The organism is Aeromonas sp. FDAARGOS 1406, from assembly GCF_019048565.1.
GTDB lineage: Bacteria > Pseudomonadota > Gammaproteobacteria > Enterobacterales > Aeromonadaceae > Aeromonas > Aeromonas caviae.
Map to the genome: position 1 here is coordinate 893,459 of NZ_CP077378.1, position 15,959 is coordinate 909,417.

General features: G+C 64.3%; 12 protein-coding genes. 4 read left to right on the forward strand and 8 right to left on the reverse strand.

Annotated features, from left to right (window positions below; all coding sequences use genetic code 11):
- Nucleotide 1: 1 nt before the first annotated feature.
- On the reverse strand, nt 2-475 hold the full coding sequence (locus I6L36_RS04035) for a DUF4357 domain-containing protein (protein ID WP_010674381.1): 474 nt from the start codon (nt 473-475) through the stop codon (nt 2-4).
- A 152-nt stretch (nt 476-627) separates the two neighbouring features.
- On the opposite strand from I6L36_RS04035, the gene I6L36_RS04040 reads away from it, so the two are divergent.
- The 3 genes from I6L36_RS04040 (at nt 628) to I6L36_RS04050 (ending at nt 4,982) form a co-directional block, all read left to right on the forward strand.
- Nucleotides 628-1,308, forward strand: a complete 681-nt coding sequence (locus I6L36_RS04040) for an ABC transporter ATP-binding protein (protein WP_041215391.1) — start codon at nt 628-630, stop codon at nt 1,306-1,308.
- Between the two features lie 21 nt (nt 1,309-1,329).
- Nucleotides 1,330-3,756 (forward strand): FtsX-like permease family protein, encoded by a 2,427-nt coding sequence (locus I6L36_RS04045; RefSeq protein ID WP_216986982.1) that lies wholly within the window; start codon nt 1,330-1,332, stop codon nt 3,754-3,756.
- 185 nt (nt 3,757-3,941) lie between these two features.
- Entirely contained in the window at nt 3,942-4,982 is a 1,041-nt protein-coding gene (locus I6L36_RS04050) for a lipocalin-like domain-containing protein (protein ID WP_162540702.1), read from the forward strand.
- Between the two features lie 530 nt (nt 4,983-5,512).
- On the opposite strand, the gene I6L36_RS04055 is transcribed toward I6L36_RS04050, so the two are convergent.
- The 7 genes from I6L36_RS04055 to I6L36_RS04085 form a co-directional block, all read right to left on the reverse strand.
- Nucleotides 5,513-6,070: a hypothetical protein gene (locus I6L36_RS04055; RefSeq protein WP_109113318.1), complete on the reverse strand. Its 558-nt coding sequence runs from the start codon at nt 6,068-6,070 to the stop codon at nt 5,513-5,515.
- A gap of 134 nt (nt 6,071-6,204) precedes the next feature.
- Nucleotides 6,205-7,407, reverse strand: a complete 1,203-nt coding sequence (locus tag I6L36_RS04060; protein ID WP_080988673.1) for an ISL3-like element ISAeme19 family transposase — start codon at nt 7,405-7,407, stop codon at nt 6,205-6,207.
- 109 nt (nt 7,408-7,516) lie between these two features.
- Nucleotides 7,517-10,309, reverse strand: a complete 2,793-nt coding sequence (locus tag I6L36_RS04065; protein ID WP_109113212.1) for an FAD-binding and (Fe-S)-binding domain-containing protein — start codon at nt 10,307-10,309, stop codon at nt 7,517-7,519.
- Entirely contained in the window at nt 10,309-10,953 is a 645-nt protein-coding gene (locus tag I6L36_RS04070; protein ID WP_109113211.1) for an LUD domain-containing protein, read from the reverse strand. Before I6L36_RS04070 ends, I6L36_RS04065 begins: the two co-directional genes overlap by 1 nt.
- A 1-nt stretch (nt 10,954) precedes the next feature.
- The gene (locus tag I6L36_RS04075; RefSeq protein ID WP_216986983.1) at nt 10,955-12,391 is read right to left on the reverse strand and encodes a LutB/LldF family L-lactate oxidation iron-sulfur protein; all 1,437 of its coding nucleotides are present in this window, start codon (nt 12,389-12,391) and stop codon (nt 10,955-10,957) included.
- Complete coding sequence (locus I6L36_RS04080; RefSeq protein ID WP_109113129.1) at nt 12,384-13,205, reverse strand: (Fe-S)-binding protein; 822 nt, start codon at nt 13,203-13,205, stop codon at nt 12,384-12,386. The genes I6L36_RS04075 and I6L36_RS04080 overlap by 8 nt, the downstream gene beginning before the upstream one ends.
- A gap of 12 nt (nt 13,206-13,217) precedes the next feature.
- Nucleotides 13,218-14,915 (reverse strand): L-lactate permease, encoded by a 1,698-nt coding sequence (locus tag I6L36_RS04085; protein WP_109113128.1) that lies wholly within the window; start codon nt 14,913-14,915, stop codon nt 13,218-13,220.
- A 61-nt stretch (nt 14,916-14,976) separates the two neighbouring features.
- Here I6L36_RS04085 and I6L36_RS04090 point away from each other — a divergent pair, with 61 nt between their 5' ends.
- Nucleotides 14,977-15,954, forward strand: a complete 978-nt coding sequence (locus tag I6L36_RS04090) for a LysR family transcriptional regulator (protein WP_109113127.1) — start codon at nt 14,977-14,979, stop codon at nt 15,952-15,954.
- The last annotated feature ends 5 nt before the right edge of the window (nt 15,955-15,959 follow it).

Here is a 15,959-nt window from a genome sequence, read left to right on the forward strand (position 1 = left end):
ATCAGGAGGTCTTCTTGCCAAAACCCGATTGCTTGAGGGTGTAGCCTGCGCTGTTTTGCCAGGCATCCAGTCCGCTTCGGTTGTTGCCCGCCACCAGGCTCGCGGCCAGGCTCGGGCTGTTGAAGAGCTGATCGGCGGTAAAGATGAAGCCCCCTTCGGGGTGAGGAACGAGTACCCCCTTGCCCAGCAGCTCCTGGCGCAGCTCGATCACCGCCTCGCGCAGGGAGGCCGCATCCTCGCCGTTGGCGGTGGAGCCCGCCTGGACCATGAAACCGGGGTTTTGCCGCTTGCCCACCGGATAACCATGGGCCTCTGCCCCCTTGCCGTTGAAGTGGTAGAGCTCTCGCTCCCCCGGCTTGTTGTCGGAGAGGGCCTTTTGCAGGGTCATCAGCTCGTTGTAGATATCGATGGGGACCACGGCAGCCTGCTTGACGCCCTTGCTGTCGACGATAAAACTGACTTGCTTGTGTAACATCCTTGCTCATCCTGTGACCCATGGAAGACCCTATTCTAACCACCTCAGGCGAGCGGGATCCAGCGAGGATCCCCATCCCTTTTGCAGGCGCGATCACTAACTGGCATAGTGACGGACATTGTGAAAGCCATTGACCATCAAACGGTTATCCCATGCTTAGCCTGCGCAACCTCAGTAAACGCTTCGCCAACGGCGGCGAGACGCTCCCCCTGTTCGAGGGGCTGGATCTCGCCCTCACCCCGGGGGAAACCTGCCTGCTGCTGGGGCAAAGCGGCTGTGGCAAGTCCACCCTGCTCAACCTCATCGCCGGTCTCATCGCCCCGGACGAGGGGGAGATCTGGCTGGAAGAGACCCGCCTCGACACCCTGCCGACAGACGAGCGTGCCCGGCTTCGCGGGCGCCATTTCGGCATCGTCTATCAGGATTTCAACCTGCTGCCGACCCTGACCGTGGCCGAGAACCTCGCCCTGCCCCTTCAGATAAACAACCTGCCCCAGGACGATGGGCGCCTCGATGCCCTGCTCGCGCGCCTTGGCATGAGCCACAAGCGCCACGCCTGGCCGGAGCAGCTCTCCGGCGGCCAGCGCCAGCGGGTGGCGCTGGCCCGCGCCCTCATTCATCAGCCCCGTTGGCTGCTTGCCGACGAGCCCACCGGGAGCCTTGATGAACACAACGCCGAGCAGGTGATGGCCCTGATGATGGCGGCGGTGCGCGATACCGGCGCCGGTCTCTTGCTGGTGAGCCACAACCCGGGCTATGGCGACCTGGCGGATCGGGTGCTGCGCCTTGAAGGGGGGCAACTGGTCGAGCTCAAGGGGCGCCGCCATGGCTGACGTTTGCCGGGGGGCCTGCTGATGTTGCCGCTCAAGGCGCTGCTGCGCCTCTATCGCGCTTACCCCTGGTTGCTTTTGATGAGCCTGGCCGGGCTCACCCTCGGGGTCACCCTGGTGGTGGCCATCGAGCTCTTGAACCACAGCGCCCGCACCAACTTCGTCGCCGCCCGCAGCCAGCTCGCCGGGGAGGCCAACTACCGCCTGGCCCCCCAGGGTGGCCTGGATGAGCAAGTCTACGTGAGGCTGGTGCGAAGCCAGCCGAACCTTGACGCCATGCCAGAGCTTCACGCCTGGCTCAAGGACGAGCAGGGGCGCAGCTTCCAGATGCTGGGGATGGATCTCTTCAACCCCGGCCCCCTGCGCCGCCTCTTTGGCGATGCGCCAGACAGCCAACCCGATGTCTCGTTGAATCGCGCCGACAGCGTCTGGCTGGCCGCCCCCGAGGCGAGGCGCCTTGACTGGCAACCGGGCCAGTCGCGAACCTTTGTGCTGGGGGATGAGGGGCAACGCCCCCTGACCCTGACCCTGGCGGGCACCTTCGAGCCCGGCGCCGTCCCCATGGAGCGGCTGCTGGTGACCGACATCGGCCTCGCCCAGCCCCTGCTTGGCAAGGAAGGCAGACTGGATCGCATCGTCTTCAAGCTCAGCGAGCAAGAGGCCAATACCTTGCAAAGAGCCTTGCAGGCGGCCCTGCAATCCAATGCCCCCCATCAACCCCTCTGGCTTGAGCCCATCAGCCCGGCGCTCGATGCCAGCCAGCTCGGGGATGCGCTGGCCCTGAACCTTACCGCCCTCTCCCTGCTCGCCATGGCGGTGGGATTGTTTTTGGTGTTCAACGCCCAGCGCTTCGTGCAGAGCGTGCGCCGCCCCCTGCTCGCCCAGCTCATCATTCTCGGGATGCCGCCGCGCCGGGTGCTGCGCTGGCTGACCCTGGAGATCCTGATCCTCGCCAGCATCGGCACCCTGCTCGGGCTGCTGCTGGGCAGCCTGTTGGCCCTCGCCCTGATGGGGCAGCTCACCCAGGCGCTGGCCGATCTTTATGGCCCCAACCCCATCGACCTGCTGCGCCTCTCCCCGACGAGCCTTGGCAAGGCGCTGGTGATTGGCCTTCTGGGGATGCTTGCCGCCAACCTGCCCGGCTGGTGGCAACTGCTGCGCCAATCCCCCCTTGCGCTGCGAGAGGGCAACAGTCGCCCACCGGCTCACCCCTGGCAACGCCGGGGCCTTGCCATCGCCATCCTGCTGCTGTGCGCCCTGTGTCTATGGCGGCCAGAAACCGGCCTTGGCGGCGCCCTCTTCGTGGCCGGAGGCTGGCTGCTCGCCATGGCCCTCCTGCTGCCCGATGCCCTTCGCTCCTTGCTGGGGCGGCTGAGTGCACGCGGCCCCCTCACCGCCCGGCTCGGGGTGGCCGAAACCCTCTATCACCTGGATCGCACCGCCATTGCGGTGATGGCGCTGCAACTGGCCATCGCCGCGGCCATTGGCATCGGGGTCATGGTGTCGAGCTTTCGCTCGAGCGTGGAGATCTGGCTCGGCCAGCGTCTGGCCGCCGATCTCTACGTCACCGCCCCCAAAGGGGTGGCAGGCAGCAGGGGCGCCCTCGGCGAGCAGACCCTCAACACCATCCTCGCCTCGCCGGACGTGCGCGCCGCCTCCCGCCGCGCCGTGCTCCCCGCCCGCTGGCAGGGGCAGCCCATCGAGTGGGCGCAGATGGACTTTATTCCCGAGCTCAAAGCCGCCTATCCCCTGCTGGCCGGGCGCTGGCCCGCCGCTCCCGACGAGGTGCTGGCGAGCGAACCGCTGACGGTTCGCCTCGGGGTCAGGGTGGGCCAGCGCCTCGAGGTAACCAGCGAGGGGGGGCCGAGGGCTTTCACCGTCACCGGCGTCTATCAGGATTACGGCAGCGACAAGGGGCAGATACTGCATGCCTTCGAAGGGGGCAAGGTGCAATCCCTTGCCCTCTTCAGCCCGGACCCCGAGCACCTTGGCGACAGGCTCAGGAGCCAGTTTGGCGAGCAGGTGAACCTGTTGCCCGCCCCCGCCATCCACGCCGCCGCCCTCAGGGTGTTCGATCAGACCTTTGTGGTGACCGAGCTATTGAAGTTGCTCATTCTGGGGATCGCCTTCGTCGGCATCGGCTCGGCCTTTATGGTGCTGGGGCTGGCCCGGCGCGGCGAGTTGCAGACCCTGCAAAGCCTTGGCCTGAGCCCCCGCCACTGCCGCCGGCTGCTGGTGTGGCAAGGGGCGGGATTGGGACTGCTCACCGCATTGTTGGCCCTGCCGGTGGGCTATGGCCTTGCCTGGGTGCTGATTGAGGTGGTCAACCCCCGCGCCTTTGGCTGGCGGCTGGCCTTCGAGGCCGCCCCCCTGCACGCCGTCACGGCGCTTCTGCTGGCGCCGGTGTGCGGGGCGCTGGCCTCCTGGTACGCCGCAAGGAGAGTGGTATGACATATCGGTTGGCGCACTGGCTCAGCCATGGCTTGACGTCCCCATTGACCAGATCTCTGTCACCGCACTTGATTCAGCGCAGAGAAGCGCACAGAGCTGCCGCGAACCATCCCCTCTCCCTTCGGGAGAGGGCCAGGGTGAGGGGAATCTTGTCCTCTTTACGGACCCTGTGGCTTGCAGCCCGCTTGATCCCGCTTATTGCCATAAGCGGCCACGCGCAGGCCAGTGCTCTGGGGGCCATCCTGGGTGGCGGCAACGATCACTTCAAAAAGGCCCAGCCGGGTCAATCCATCAACCTGCCCGCGGATCACGCTGCCCACCCCGACTACCGCTCCGAGTGGTGGTATCTCACCGGCAACCTCAAAGACGATCAGGGGCGCGGCTACGGCATGCAGTGGACCCTGTTTCGCCAAGGCATCGAGCAGGGGATCACATCGGAAAACCCCTGGCTCACCCCTCAACTCTGGCTGGCCCAGTTCGCCATCACGGATGTGAGCAAAGGCAGCCACCAGCAGGACGAGCGCACCAGCCGCCAGGGGCCTGGGCTCGCCGGTGCCAGCGGCGGTGAGTATTGGCTGAAAGAGTGGGTCTTGGCCTCTCAAGGGGAAGCGCTCTTTCCCGCCACCCTCAAGGTGCAGAGCAAGGCGGGGGATCTTGATGTGCAGGTGAGCGCCGCCAAGCCCGCGGTGCTGCAAGGCAAAGCGGGTTACAGCGAGAAGAGCCCGGGCAACGCCTCCTTCTACTACTCCTACCCGCGCCTGACCATCAGCGGCACCCTGACCCTGGATGGCGAGACCCGCACCGTCAGCGGTGAGGGGTGGTTTGATCACGAGTGGAGCAGCTCGGTATTGGCCGAGTGGCAATCGGGCTGGGACTGGTTCTCCCTGCAACTTGATGACGGGCGCGAGCTGATGCTGTTTCGCCTGCGCACCAAAGCGGGCCACACTGAGCCTGAGAACCGCTACGGCATCCTGATTGAACGAGACGGCAGCAGTCGGGTATTAAGCCCAGATCGCATCCGCCTCACCCCCGGCAAGACCTGGCGCGGCCCCAAGGGGCAAGCCTACCCCATCGAGTGGCAGCTGGAAGCCGCCGATTTGAATCTCGTTATTAAAGCGCGTCAACCCAATCAGGCCATGACGGGGCGCTTTGACTACTGGGAAGGGGCGGTGTCCGTCTCGGGGGATGCAAAAGGCGTTGGCTATCTGGAGATGACGGGGTATTGATAGGCTGGTTCACGCTGCTTACCGTCTTAAATCTGACAGCCTGTAGCCAGCCATGAAAACTCTATGCAGTGGATGATTATTTACTAAACAGATGGGAGTGCACTTGGTAACATTTCCGCTTGGAACTCTGTGCTACCCCAGTATATATGATTTCTATCATCGACTTGAAAGACTAAGGGAAGGTGCGAATAAGTCATATGGCACGAGAGCATTTACTGGTAACCCATTGATATTAAATGACTAAAATTTTCATTTTTTGTTCGTGGGATACTTGTTCGCACTTTCCCTGAATTCACTGTCGGCGAAGGTAAGTTGATGACTCATGATGAACCCTGTTCCATGGCTCCAGATGACAAACATGATCTCATATCAGGGACTTGTTCGCACCTTCCCTGGGTCAGCCCCATTTCGCAGGTGCGGCTGTATTCCATGGCTGCAAGCACGGCAATGGGGAACTCAGACGTCATTAATCCCTCATCTTCTTGTTTGTGCCAAAAAGTGAAAGTACAGGTGAACACTCCGGCATGGCCTTACAACCCTCTTTCGCTTTCTGCCTTGATGGCGCCCAGTATCCGGCGCCGGATCAGGCCGCTGACGGGGCGGATCAGATACCAGTAAGGTGCGAATTTGAGGCGGCAGGCCAGATCCGGGCAGAACACCCTTGTCTGGGTGGTCAACCGGGTGGTGCCGTTTGGCTGGCGGCTGGCCGAAAACCCCAGAGCGAGCTTGGCGACGCCTGGCGCCGCAAAGTCCAGATAAGCCTGACTGTCCGCCATGGTCACCAGACCAAAGTCCGGCCGCCAGAACCGGCCGACAAGGCCGTAGAGCAGCGTGTTGTCGTCCTGGCTGTCGAGCGGCACGAATCTGTCCAAGCCAAAGGGAGGCGGGCTGGCGCTCTGTTGGCGGCCAAGAAGATGCCCAAGGCGCATCGGCACTTCCCGCAAGCCGATCAGGTGGCGAAAGGCCGGATCCGCTTCCGGTCGATAGTTGGACGCCGCCTGGATGACGGTGCGCGGGTCGGCGGCAATGTCGCGAGCGTGCTCTTCACAGAAGTGATAGGCAGGCAGATAGTGGTTTAGCGGCGTCATCAATCCTTCCTTGCCATCGTTCGTATCAGCATCGGCCCCTTTCATAGCACGTAGCACCAGACAAGTCCCGTTTTTAAGCCACCTTGTTCACCCCATTGAAAACGGCAGGATAGTTATCCTGCCGTTTTTTTGGTTCATCGCGGCTTTCCGGGGAAGGCCGCCTTGATTTTCAGAAAAAAGTATTCTGAGTCCCTAAATCCATATGCCATGCGCTTTATCACTTTGATCTTGTTGTTCACCCCTTCCAGCACACTCGTGTGCATCGGGTAGTTTGCACTCGCCAGGATCCCCCGCATATATTTCGATAAATTTCGACCAAATCGTTGCAGCGGCGCTAGCCCGCTTTCCTTCACCTGCCGCATCCAGCTCCGCCATCGTCGCCATCCTTCCCACACGCTCGGCGCATACCAGATGCCCTTCAACGCCTCTTTCAGCACGTACACCATCGCCAGCGGTTGATTCGCCGCCAACAGCTCCTGCAACTTCACATCCTGTTTTTCACTCAGCTTCGCCCGATTACGTAGCAGCAACCAACGCGCACTTTTGACCACTTTTCGCGCCGGTTTATCGCTTTTCAGTGCATTCGCCTGCTCCACTCGCACCCGGTCCACCACCTCTCGGCCATAGCGAGCCACCACGTGGAACAGGTCGTAGACCACCTCCGCCTGCGGGCAGTGTTGCTTCACCTCCAGGTCGAACGCCGTGTTCATGTCCATCGCCACCGCCTCAATCTGCTGGCATCGCTCGCCGAGCTGCTCGAAGAAGGGACGGATAGCGGCCCGACTGTTGCCGTGCCCCACCCACAGGACGCGGGTTCGCTCGGCATCCATGATCACGGTGGCATAGCGGTGTCCCTTGTGCAGGGCAAACTCATCCATCACCAGCCGCCGCACCTCCCCAAGTTCGATGGTGCCCACACTAGTCTGCAAACGGCGCTTGTCGATCTCCTTGATGGTGTGCCAACCGACCCCGGTGAGCTGGCTGACATGGCGGATGGGGAGGTACTGAACGAGCGCTTCAATCCAGCACTGCATGCGCCGGGTGAGGCGGGAGCCAGAGGGGAGCCAGTCGATATGTTCACTGACGCGACCACAGCGCAGACAGTCGACGCGGCGAACAGGCAGTTGTAACCAGACTTGTCGGTCAAATAGGTCTCGCTCACGCACCCGGCGGATACGTTGGTCGTGGATCAATGGCGTGGGTTGCAGGCATCGGCGACAACGGGGCAAGAAGTCGGCGCGAGGCTCAAGGGTAAACAGGGTGTGATGGTTGGCAGAAAGCGCTTGGGCGATGACGGTATAACCTGGCCAGAAGGAGGTAATATCAATATGATGCACGGCGACAGCAGGGTGATGGTGGTGGTGTGTTTGGCGACAACCAGTTTACCAGCACCCTGTCTGTCAACTTCCACTTTCCCAGGATCCCGCGAAGAACCGTTTTTTTCCCCTATCTCGCCGCCTGATCCACCAGATAGAGAATGCTGTGATAGGGAATGCCAGCGTGCTGGCTGAGTCCCATTTCACAGGTGCGGCTATTGCTGAATCCCTGACGGCAATCCCTGGGCACCTGGGCGGGCAGGCTGGCAAGCGCCGCGGCGTTGAGCTCCGGGGTCATCAACCCCTTGTCACCGGCAAAGCCGCAGCACTGGATATGCTCTGGCACGATCACCTCGCGGGCACAGGCGCGGGCCACCGCCAGCATCTTATCCCCCAGCCCCATGCGCCGGCTGCTGCAGGTGATATGGAGCATGACGGTCTCATCGATGGGGGTCAGCTCAAGGTGGGGCAGCAGGTGTTCCAGCACAAAAGCGGAGGGCTCGAACACCCGAAGGCCCTTGCCGAGCGCCCCCGAGAGCAACCGCTGCACGCAGGGGCTGGTGTCGAGCAGCACGGGCCAGCGCCCATGCTCGCTTGCCTGCCACAATACCTCGGCCAGCTCAGTACGCTTGGCCTCTGCCAGATCCATCATTCCTTTGCTGTCATAGGGCATGCCACAGCAGAGCCCCTCAATGCCTTGCGGCACTATCACCCGGCAGCCCGCCTTCTTGAGCAGGGATTGCACCACCTGTGGCTGTGACGGGGCATTCTCCTGCTGGCCGAACACCCGGCTGGCGCACGACGGCAAATAGACCACGGTGCGATCCCTTGCTTCGTCATTGCTCCCCTCCCCTTGTGGCCACTGGTAGCGGCTCGGCCCCGGCAGTGTGGGCAGCCAGGCGGGTGTGCGCTGGCCGCTCAGATGGCGAACCCCGTTCACCAATCCTGCCAGCGCTTTCTCTCCCAACACCTTCCCGGCAATGGCTTTTAGGCCGAGGGCTCCGCGTGCCGTGCGGGTAACGCCGGCGAAGTGATCGGCGCTCCAGCGGGCGATGGGCACGAAGCGCTGATATTTGTCTGTGCGCAGCTTCTTGATGAGCGCTCCGGTGTTGATGCCGACCGGGCAGCGATCGGCGCAGAGCCCGGTGGCGGCGCAGGTATCGATGCCCTGATAGTCAAACAGCCGGGCCAGCTGGTTGGAGGGCTCATCGGCACGAGTGCGGCGGGCCAGTTCGCGATAGAGCACGATGCGCTGGCGCGGCGACAGCGACAGGGTGCGCGAGGGGCAGACCGCCTCGCAAAAGCCGCACTCGATGCACGGATCGACGATGGCATCGCTCGCCGGCATGGGTTTGAGATGGGCCAGGTGGGCCTTGGGGTCGTCGTTGATGATGACGCCGGGATTGAGCAGGTTATCGGGGTCCAGCAGCGCCTTGATGCGGCGCATCAGCGCCATCCCCTCCGGCCCCCATTCCAGCTCTACATAGGGGGCCATGTTGCGGCCGGTGCCGTGCTCGGCCTTGAGGGACCCGCCAAAGCGCACCGCGACCAGCTCGGCCACCGCATCCATAAAGGCGCCGTAGCGGGCCACCTGGGCCGGATCATCAAAGCCCTGGGTAAAGACGAAGTGCAGATTCCCCTCCAGCGCGTGGCCGAAGATGATCGCCTCACCGTACTCGAAGCGATCAAACAGTTGCTGCAACCCCGCCACCCCTTCCGCCAGACGCTCGATGGGAAAGGCAACATCCTCGATGATGACGGTGGTGCCGGTGGTGCGCACCGCCCCCACCGCCGGGAAAAGCCCCTTGCGAATGGCCCAGAGCCCGGCGCTGTCGCTGGTAAAAGGCACAGAGGCGACCTGAACGAACTCGGCGGCCATGGCCGTCACCTGCTCGCAGCGATCCACCAGCTCTTCCTTCGATTCCCCATGCACCTCCACAAGCAGGGCGCAGGCAGCCAGATCCAGGGTCTTGATAAAGTCCGGCAGGCCGGGCTTGCCCGCCACCGAGCGAAGGGAGCGCCCATCCATCAGCTCCACCGCCGCCACCGGCGCAGCTTTGAGCCGCGAGGTGGCCAGACAGGCCTGCTCGGCATCCCGGAACACCAGCAGGGCCGAGGCCTTGTGGGGGTATTCGGGCACGGTATCGAGCACCACCTCGGCGATAAAGCCGAGGGTCCCCTCCGAGCCAATCATCAGGTGGGTGAGGATATCGACGGGATCTTCATGGTCGAGCAGGGCGTTGATGGCGTAGCCGGTGGTGTTCTTGAGCCGGTACTTGTGGCGGATCTTGGCGGCAAGCTCGGCGTTCGCCAGCACCTCGGCGCGCAGGGCGGCAAGCCCCGTGAGCAGCTCCGGGCGCACAGCCGCAAAGGCGGCGCGGCTTTGCGGATCGCCACTGTCCAACACGGTGCCATCGGCCAGCAGCAGGGTCATGGCGTGCAAGGTGTGGTAGCTGTTGTGGGCGGTGCCGCAGCACATGCCGCTCGCGTTGTTGGCGGCGATGCCACCCAGCTTGCAGGCGTTGATGGAGGCGGGATCCGGCCCAATCTTGCGCCCCAGAGGTGCCAGATAGCGGTTGGCATCGGCACCGATCACCCCGGGTTGCAGGGCGATGCGCTCGCCCTCGTCCAGAATGCGGTGGCCGCGCCAGCTGTCGGTCAGGGTGATGAGCACCGATTCGCTCAGGGCCTGGCCCGAGAGGCTGGTGCCGGCGGCGCGAAAGGTACACGGCAGGCCCAATTCGCGGCACACCCCCAGCACGAAACACACTTCATCCAAAGAGTCGAGGCGCACGATGCGCTCGGGCACCAGGCGGTAGAAGCTGGCGTCCGTGCCGTGGGCCAATCGCAAGTCCGGGTCGCTCACCAACCGCTCCGGCGGGATGCGCGAGAGCACGGCGGCGTCAAATTCATTCCAGCGCATCAGCAATCCTCCACCAGCACCACCAGCAGGCGACTCGGGCCGTGGGCGCCGTAGGCCAGGGTCTGCTGGATGTCGGCGGTCTTGGAGGGGCCTGAGACCAGCAGCAGATTGGTGGGCATGGCCTGCTGCCAGCGCCCGGCTTCCACCAGCCCCGCCAGGTTGTCGGTTATGGTGGAGGCCGCCAGCAGGGCGATATGGCAGGGGGGCACAAGCGAGAGGGTGCGCGGCTCGCCGCCATCGGGCAGCAATACGAGCGTACCGGTATCGGCGATGGCCCCCGCGCAGTGGGTAATACCCGCCTGACAGACGTCGAACAGATCGTCTTTCCAGCTCGCGAACTCGCCAGAGGGGGTCAACACAGATCGCCCGTCGCAAGCGGCCGCGACCTCCTCCTGCCAACGGCCGCCCTGACCACAGGCCAGATGCGTTATTGCTTCCCCATCCAGCCAGGCGCTCAGATCCCGGGCCAGGGTTGCCTGTTGGACTGTGAGGATCTCGGCGTGGCTGGCGCTGATCCCGGCAACAAAGCGCTCACGCCGCGCCTGATCATCCTCCCCGCGCCAAGGCTGCCAGCCATGGGGGGCGTGGGCCATGGGGGCGGCGGCGCCGCGCAGGCGGCTTAATATGGCCTCTTTGCTCGACATCTCAGGACTCCTTCTTCTTCTGGCGCAGCAGGGCGTGCAGGCTCTGGGGGGCGGGTTTGGGGGCTTCGCGGCACTGGGTCCAGGGGCCCAGGTGTTTGGGCATCAAGCCCCGCAGGCGACCGGCCACCCCGGTTGCGGCGTGGTAGAGGCGCGGGTGGGTGGCGGCAAAGGCAAAGCCCTGCATGGCGAGGGTCTCAAGTCGGCTTTTGGCCGCCCCCTGCCCCGCCAGCGGTTCGTGGCCGGGCTGTGCGTCGTGCTTGGCCTCCCGGCGCAGGCGCTGCAGCATGTCGGGAATGGGGATGCGCACCGGGCACACCTCGCCGCAGGCGCCGCACAGGCTCGAGGCCGTCACCAGATCGCTCGTGCTCTCTAACCCCAGCAGGTGGGGGGAGATGATTTTGCCGATGGGGCCCGGGTAGATAGTGCCATAGGCGTGGCCGCCGATGCGGGTGTAGACCGGGCAGTGGTTCATGCAGGCGCCGCAGCGGATGCACTGCAAGGTCTTGCGCAGCTCCTCATCCCGGTAAGCCTGGCTGCGGCCGTTGTCCAGCAGCACCAGGTGCACCTCGTCCGGGCCGTCCAGCTCCCCTGCCCGGCGCGGGCCGCTGATGACGTTGAAGTAAGTCGTGATGGCCTGTCCGGTGGCCGAGCGGGTCAGGGCGCTGTAGAGGGGCGGCACGTCGGATAGGCACTCCACCACCTTCTCGATGCCGGTGATGGCCACGTGGACTTTCGGCACCGTGGTGCACATGCGCCCGTTGCCCTCGTTCTCGACGAGACACAGGCTGCCGGTCTCAGCCACCGCGAAGTTGACGCCGGAGAGCCCCATGCCGGCGCGGCGAAACTCTTCGCGCAGGGCCCGCCGCCCGGTCTGGATCAGGGCGTCCACGTCCGTGGTGGGGGTGAAGCCTTCCAGGTTGCCGGCGAAGGTGTCGCTCACCTCCTGCTTGTTCTTGTGGATGGCGGGCATGATGATGTGGGACGGGGTGTCGCCGTCGAGCTGGACGATAAACTCCCCCATGTCGCTCTCAAGGCAGCGGATGCCGTGGCGCGCCATCTCGTGGTTGAAGCCTATCTCCTCGCTCACCATGGACTTGCCCTTGACGATGCTGCTCACCCCGTGTTGTTGGGCGATGCCGAGGATGATGGCGTTGGCCTCGGCCGGCGTCTGGGCCCAGTGCACCCGGATGCCGTTGCGCTCGCAGTTGGCTTCGAGCTGATCCAAAAGGTCCGGCAGACGCGAGAGACAGCGCTGGCGAATTTGCTCCGCCGCATCGCGCACCGCCGCTTCTTCCTGCGGGTCGGCGAAGGCATCCCGGCGCTTGGCGCGCAGGTAATCCATGGCGCCGCGAAAATTCTGGCGCAGCACGGGGTCGGCCAGGGCCGCCTCGGCCTGGGGATGGAAGCGGCGCGGCGAATACTTGGCGTGATCAGACATGGGGCAGGGCCTCTTTGGTATGAGCCAAATCGCTAACAGCGGCGCCGTTATGAGCTATTTCGTCACTCTCGGGGCGGCTGTGGGCGAGCAGGAAGCTCGCCAAGTGGGTGGCAGGCAAGATCCTGCCCTGATAGGCCAGGGATCCCTTGATGTTCAAGAGGCACCCCCAGTCGGCGCTCACCAGGGTCTCGGCGCCGGTGGCCAGCAGGTGGCGGGTCTTGTCCTCCACCATGGCCTGGCTGATGTGAGGGTGGCGCACCGAGAAGGTGCCGCCAAAGCCGCAGCACTCGCTCTCGTAGGCCTGTTCATGCAAGGTGACGCCATCGAGCTGCCCCAGCAGGCTGCGGGCCGTGGTGTGTACCTGCATCTCGCGCCGGGCCGAGCAGGAGGTGTGCATGACGATGCTCGCCTCCCCCACCCCGTGCCAGCGCACCCGGCAGATCCGGGCCAGAAACTCAGTGAGCTCGAACACCCGATCGCAAAAATCCGCCACCTTGGGGCTCTCGGGGAAGAGGCGGCGGTAGTGGTGGTGCATCATGCCGCCGCAGGAGCCCGACAGCACCACCACCGGCCAGGGCTCGGGGAAGAGCGCCATCTGGCTTTGCGCCACCTTGCGCGCCTCCTCCTCGTGACCCGAGGTGTAGGCCGGCTGCCCGCAGCAGGTCTGTTTCTCGACAAAGTGCACCCTTATCCCTTCCCGCTCGATCAGGGCGATGGCATCGAGCCCCGCCACCGGGTCGAACAGGTCCACCAGACAGGTGGCGTAGAGATAGACATCGGCCGGCTTGGCCGGGTAGACCCGCATTACCTTCATCACTTGCTCTCCTTACTTGAGCTGCAGCAGTGCGTCCGAGATGTGGAAGCTGTACATGAGCGCCAGCCCGATAAGGCCGGTGACCAGCAGGTAGTAGAGGGTCGGCAGCGCCGTCTTGCGCAGCGTCGCCCCCTCACGGCCGAGCAGCCCCACGGTGGCCGAGGCCGCCACCACGTTGTGAATGGCAATCATGTTGCCCGCAGCGGCGCCGACGGCCTGCAGGGCCAGCATGGCGGCGGTGGAGACCCCCAGGGTCTGGGCCACCTCGAACTGGAACTGGCTGAACATCATGTTCGATACCGTGTTGGAGCCGGCGATAAAGGCCCCCAGCGCGCCGATGGTGGCGCTGAGGGCCGGGAAGAACTCCCCCACCAGCCCGGCGGCAAAGTTGGCGGTGGTCACCGGCATGCTGGCGAGATCCGCCCCGTTGACGCCGGAGTTGATGAAGATACGCACCATGGGCACGGTGAAAATCAGCACGAAGCCGGCGCCGATCAGGGTGCGGCTGGACTCCCCCAGTGCCCGCCCGAAGGGGGCGAGGGAGCGCGATTGCAGCCAGGTGGCGAGCAGGGCGCAGAGCACCAGCAGGCCCCCCGGCAGGTAGAGCGGCTCAATGGACGCGCTGACCCCCGTCTCTCCCAGCAGATCCGTGAAGGCGAGGCTCACCGACAGGAGGCTCGCCTTGAACTCCGGGCTCACCCGGCTCGCCACCAGCAGGAGCGCCAGCGCCACATAGGGAAACCAGGCCAGCATGAGCGACATGGGGCGGCCGGCGGCCTCTTTGAGATCGAGCTTCAAGGAGCCCAGCCACTCGGCGGGCCATTCGCTCTCGGGGGCGAAATCCCAGGAGTTCTTGGGCACCAGAAAACCGGCTCGCGCCGCCGTCACCACCAGGGCCAGCCCCACCAGACCGCCGATGAGGGACGGGAACTCGGGGCCGAGCAGCATGCCGGTGAGGGCATAGGGGACGGTGAAGGCGAGCCCGGCGAAAATCGCAAACGGCAGGATGGAGAGCCCCTCGGTCCAGCTGCGGTTGCGGCCGAAGAAGCGGGTCAGCATCATCACCATCAGCACCGGCATCAGGGTGCCGACGGTGGCGTGAATGAGGGCCACGTTGGTGGTCACCTGTTGCAGGTAGATGTCCCAGCTGCTGCCACCGGCGCTCAAGGTCTGGCCGATGGCCTGGTTATCCAGCCCCTTGTTGATGCCCACCAGGATGGGGGTGCCCACCGCGCCGAACGACACCGGGGTGGACTGGATCATCATGCCGAGCAGCACGGCGGCGAGCGCCGGGAAGCCGATGGCCACCAGCAGGGGCGCGACGATGGCAGCCGGGGTGCCAAAACCCGAGGCCCCTTCGATAAAGGCGCCGAAGCACCAGGCGATGATGATGGCCTGGATGCGCCGGTCCGGCGAGATGTTGGTGAAACCGCCGCGAATGGCGGTGATGGCACCGGTGTGTTTCAGGGTGTTGAGCATCAGGATGGCGCCGAACACGATCCAGAGCACGGTCACCGTGATCACCAGCCCCTGCAGGGTGGAGGCGAAGACCCGGGTCGGGCTCATCTGCCAGCCCCACAGGGCAATGAACACGGTCAACAGGAAGGCGACGGGCATGGCGCGCTTGGCGGGCCAGTTGAGGCCGACCAGCAGCACGGCGGCCACTAGGATCGGCGAGAAGGCCACCAGGGCCAGCAGGGTGTCTGTCATCATTTCGTCCTTGTCCAGAGGGGTGCAGAGGCGCACCTTGTTGTTGTTTTGTTAAGCGGACGTGACCTTACCCTGTTCCTTTTTCACGATATATGGAAATAATGAACAACATTCGTTCCAAAAGTTGATCAATATGGCCAGTACCGACGACCTCATCCTCTTCGCCCAGGTGGTGGAGGCCGGCTCCTTCAGCAAGGTGGCTGAACAAAATTCCCTGACAAATTCAGTAGTTAGTAAACGGATCGGGCGTCTTGAAGAGGAGCTCGGGGTGCAGCTCCTCTATCGCACCACCCGCCGGCTCACCCTGAGCGAGGCGGGCAAGGAGCTCTATCAGGGTGCCAAAAATGTGAAGGCCGCCGCACTGGACGCCTTCGATGCGGTGGCGGGTTTTGGTGAAAAGGTGAGCGGCCATGTGCGGATGTCGGTGCCCACCATCTCCGGCGAGCTGCTGCTGGCCGATGCGGTGGCCGATTTTTGCCAGCAGCACCCGGGGCTCACGGTGGAGATGTCGCTGGACAACCGCTTCGTCAACCTGGTGGAAGAGGGATTCGACCTGGTCATTCGCACCGGCTATCTGGATGACTCGAGCATGATTGCCCGCCACATTCTCGACTCCCAGTGGGTGATCTGCGCCGCCCCCGCCTATGTGCGCCGCTTCGGGGCACCGCGCGAGCCATCAGACTTGCTCGCCCACAACTGCCTGCGCTACGCCTACCAGAGCACGGGGGCCTCGGAGTGGGCCTTCAAGGGGGAAGAGGGCAACTATCTGGTGTCGGTGTCGGGGAGCTTTTCAACCGACAACGCCGGGGCCCTGCGCAAGGCGGCGCTGGGGGGGCGCGGCATCGTCTATGTGCCGCGCTGTCTGGTCTATCACGACCTGATGCAGGGGGATCTGGTGGACTTGTTTCCCGACCGGGTGGGCAAGAAGCTCGGCATCTACGCCGTCTACCCCTTCACCCGCCAGCCGCCGCGCAAGATAAGGCTGCTCATCGAGCACATCCGCCAGCGCTATCTGGAGATTGGCCACTACTTCATCTGAGGCCC

Excerpts from the sequence above, each read along its gene's own strand:
- I6L36_RS04035 (WP_010674381.1), bottom strand. The coding sequence starts at position 475 with ATGTTACACAAGCAAGTCAGTTTTATCGTCGACAGCAAGGGCGTCAAG.
- I6L36_RS04040 (WP_041215391.1), top strand. The coding sequence starts at position 628 with ATGCTTAGCCTGCGCAACCTCAGTAAACGCTTCGCCAACGGCGGCGAG.
- I6L36_RS04045 (WP_216986982.1), top strand. The coding sequence starts at position 1,330 with ATGTTGCCGCTCAAGGCGCTGCTGCGCCTCTATCGCGCTTACCCCTGG.
- I6L36_RS04055 (WP_109113318.1), bottom strand. The coding sequence starts at position 6,070 with ATGACGCCGCTAAACCACTATCTGCCTGCCTATCACTTCTGTGAAGAG.
- I6L36_RS04065 (WP_109113212.1), bottom strand. The coding sequence starts at position 10,309 with ATGCGCTGGAATGAATTTGACGCCGCCGTGCTCTCGCGCATCCCGCCG.
- I6L36_RS04070 (WP_109113211.1), bottom strand. The coding sequence starts at position 10,953 with ATGTCGAGCAAAGAGGCCATATTAAGCCGCCTGCGCGGCGCCGCCGCC.
- I6L36_RS04075 (WP_216986983.1), bottom strand. The coding sequence starts at position 12,391 with ATGTCTGATCACGCCAAGTATTCGCCGCGCCGCTTCCATCCCCAGGCC.
- I6L36_RS04080 (WP_109113129.1), bottom strand. The coding sequence starts at position 13,205 with ATGAAGGTAATGCGGGTCTACCCGGCCAAGCCGGCCGATGTCTATCTC.
- I6L36_RS04085 (WP_109113128.1), bottom strand. The coding sequence starts at position 14,915 with ATGACAGACACCCTGCTGGCCCTGGTGGCCTTCTCGCCGATCCTAGTG.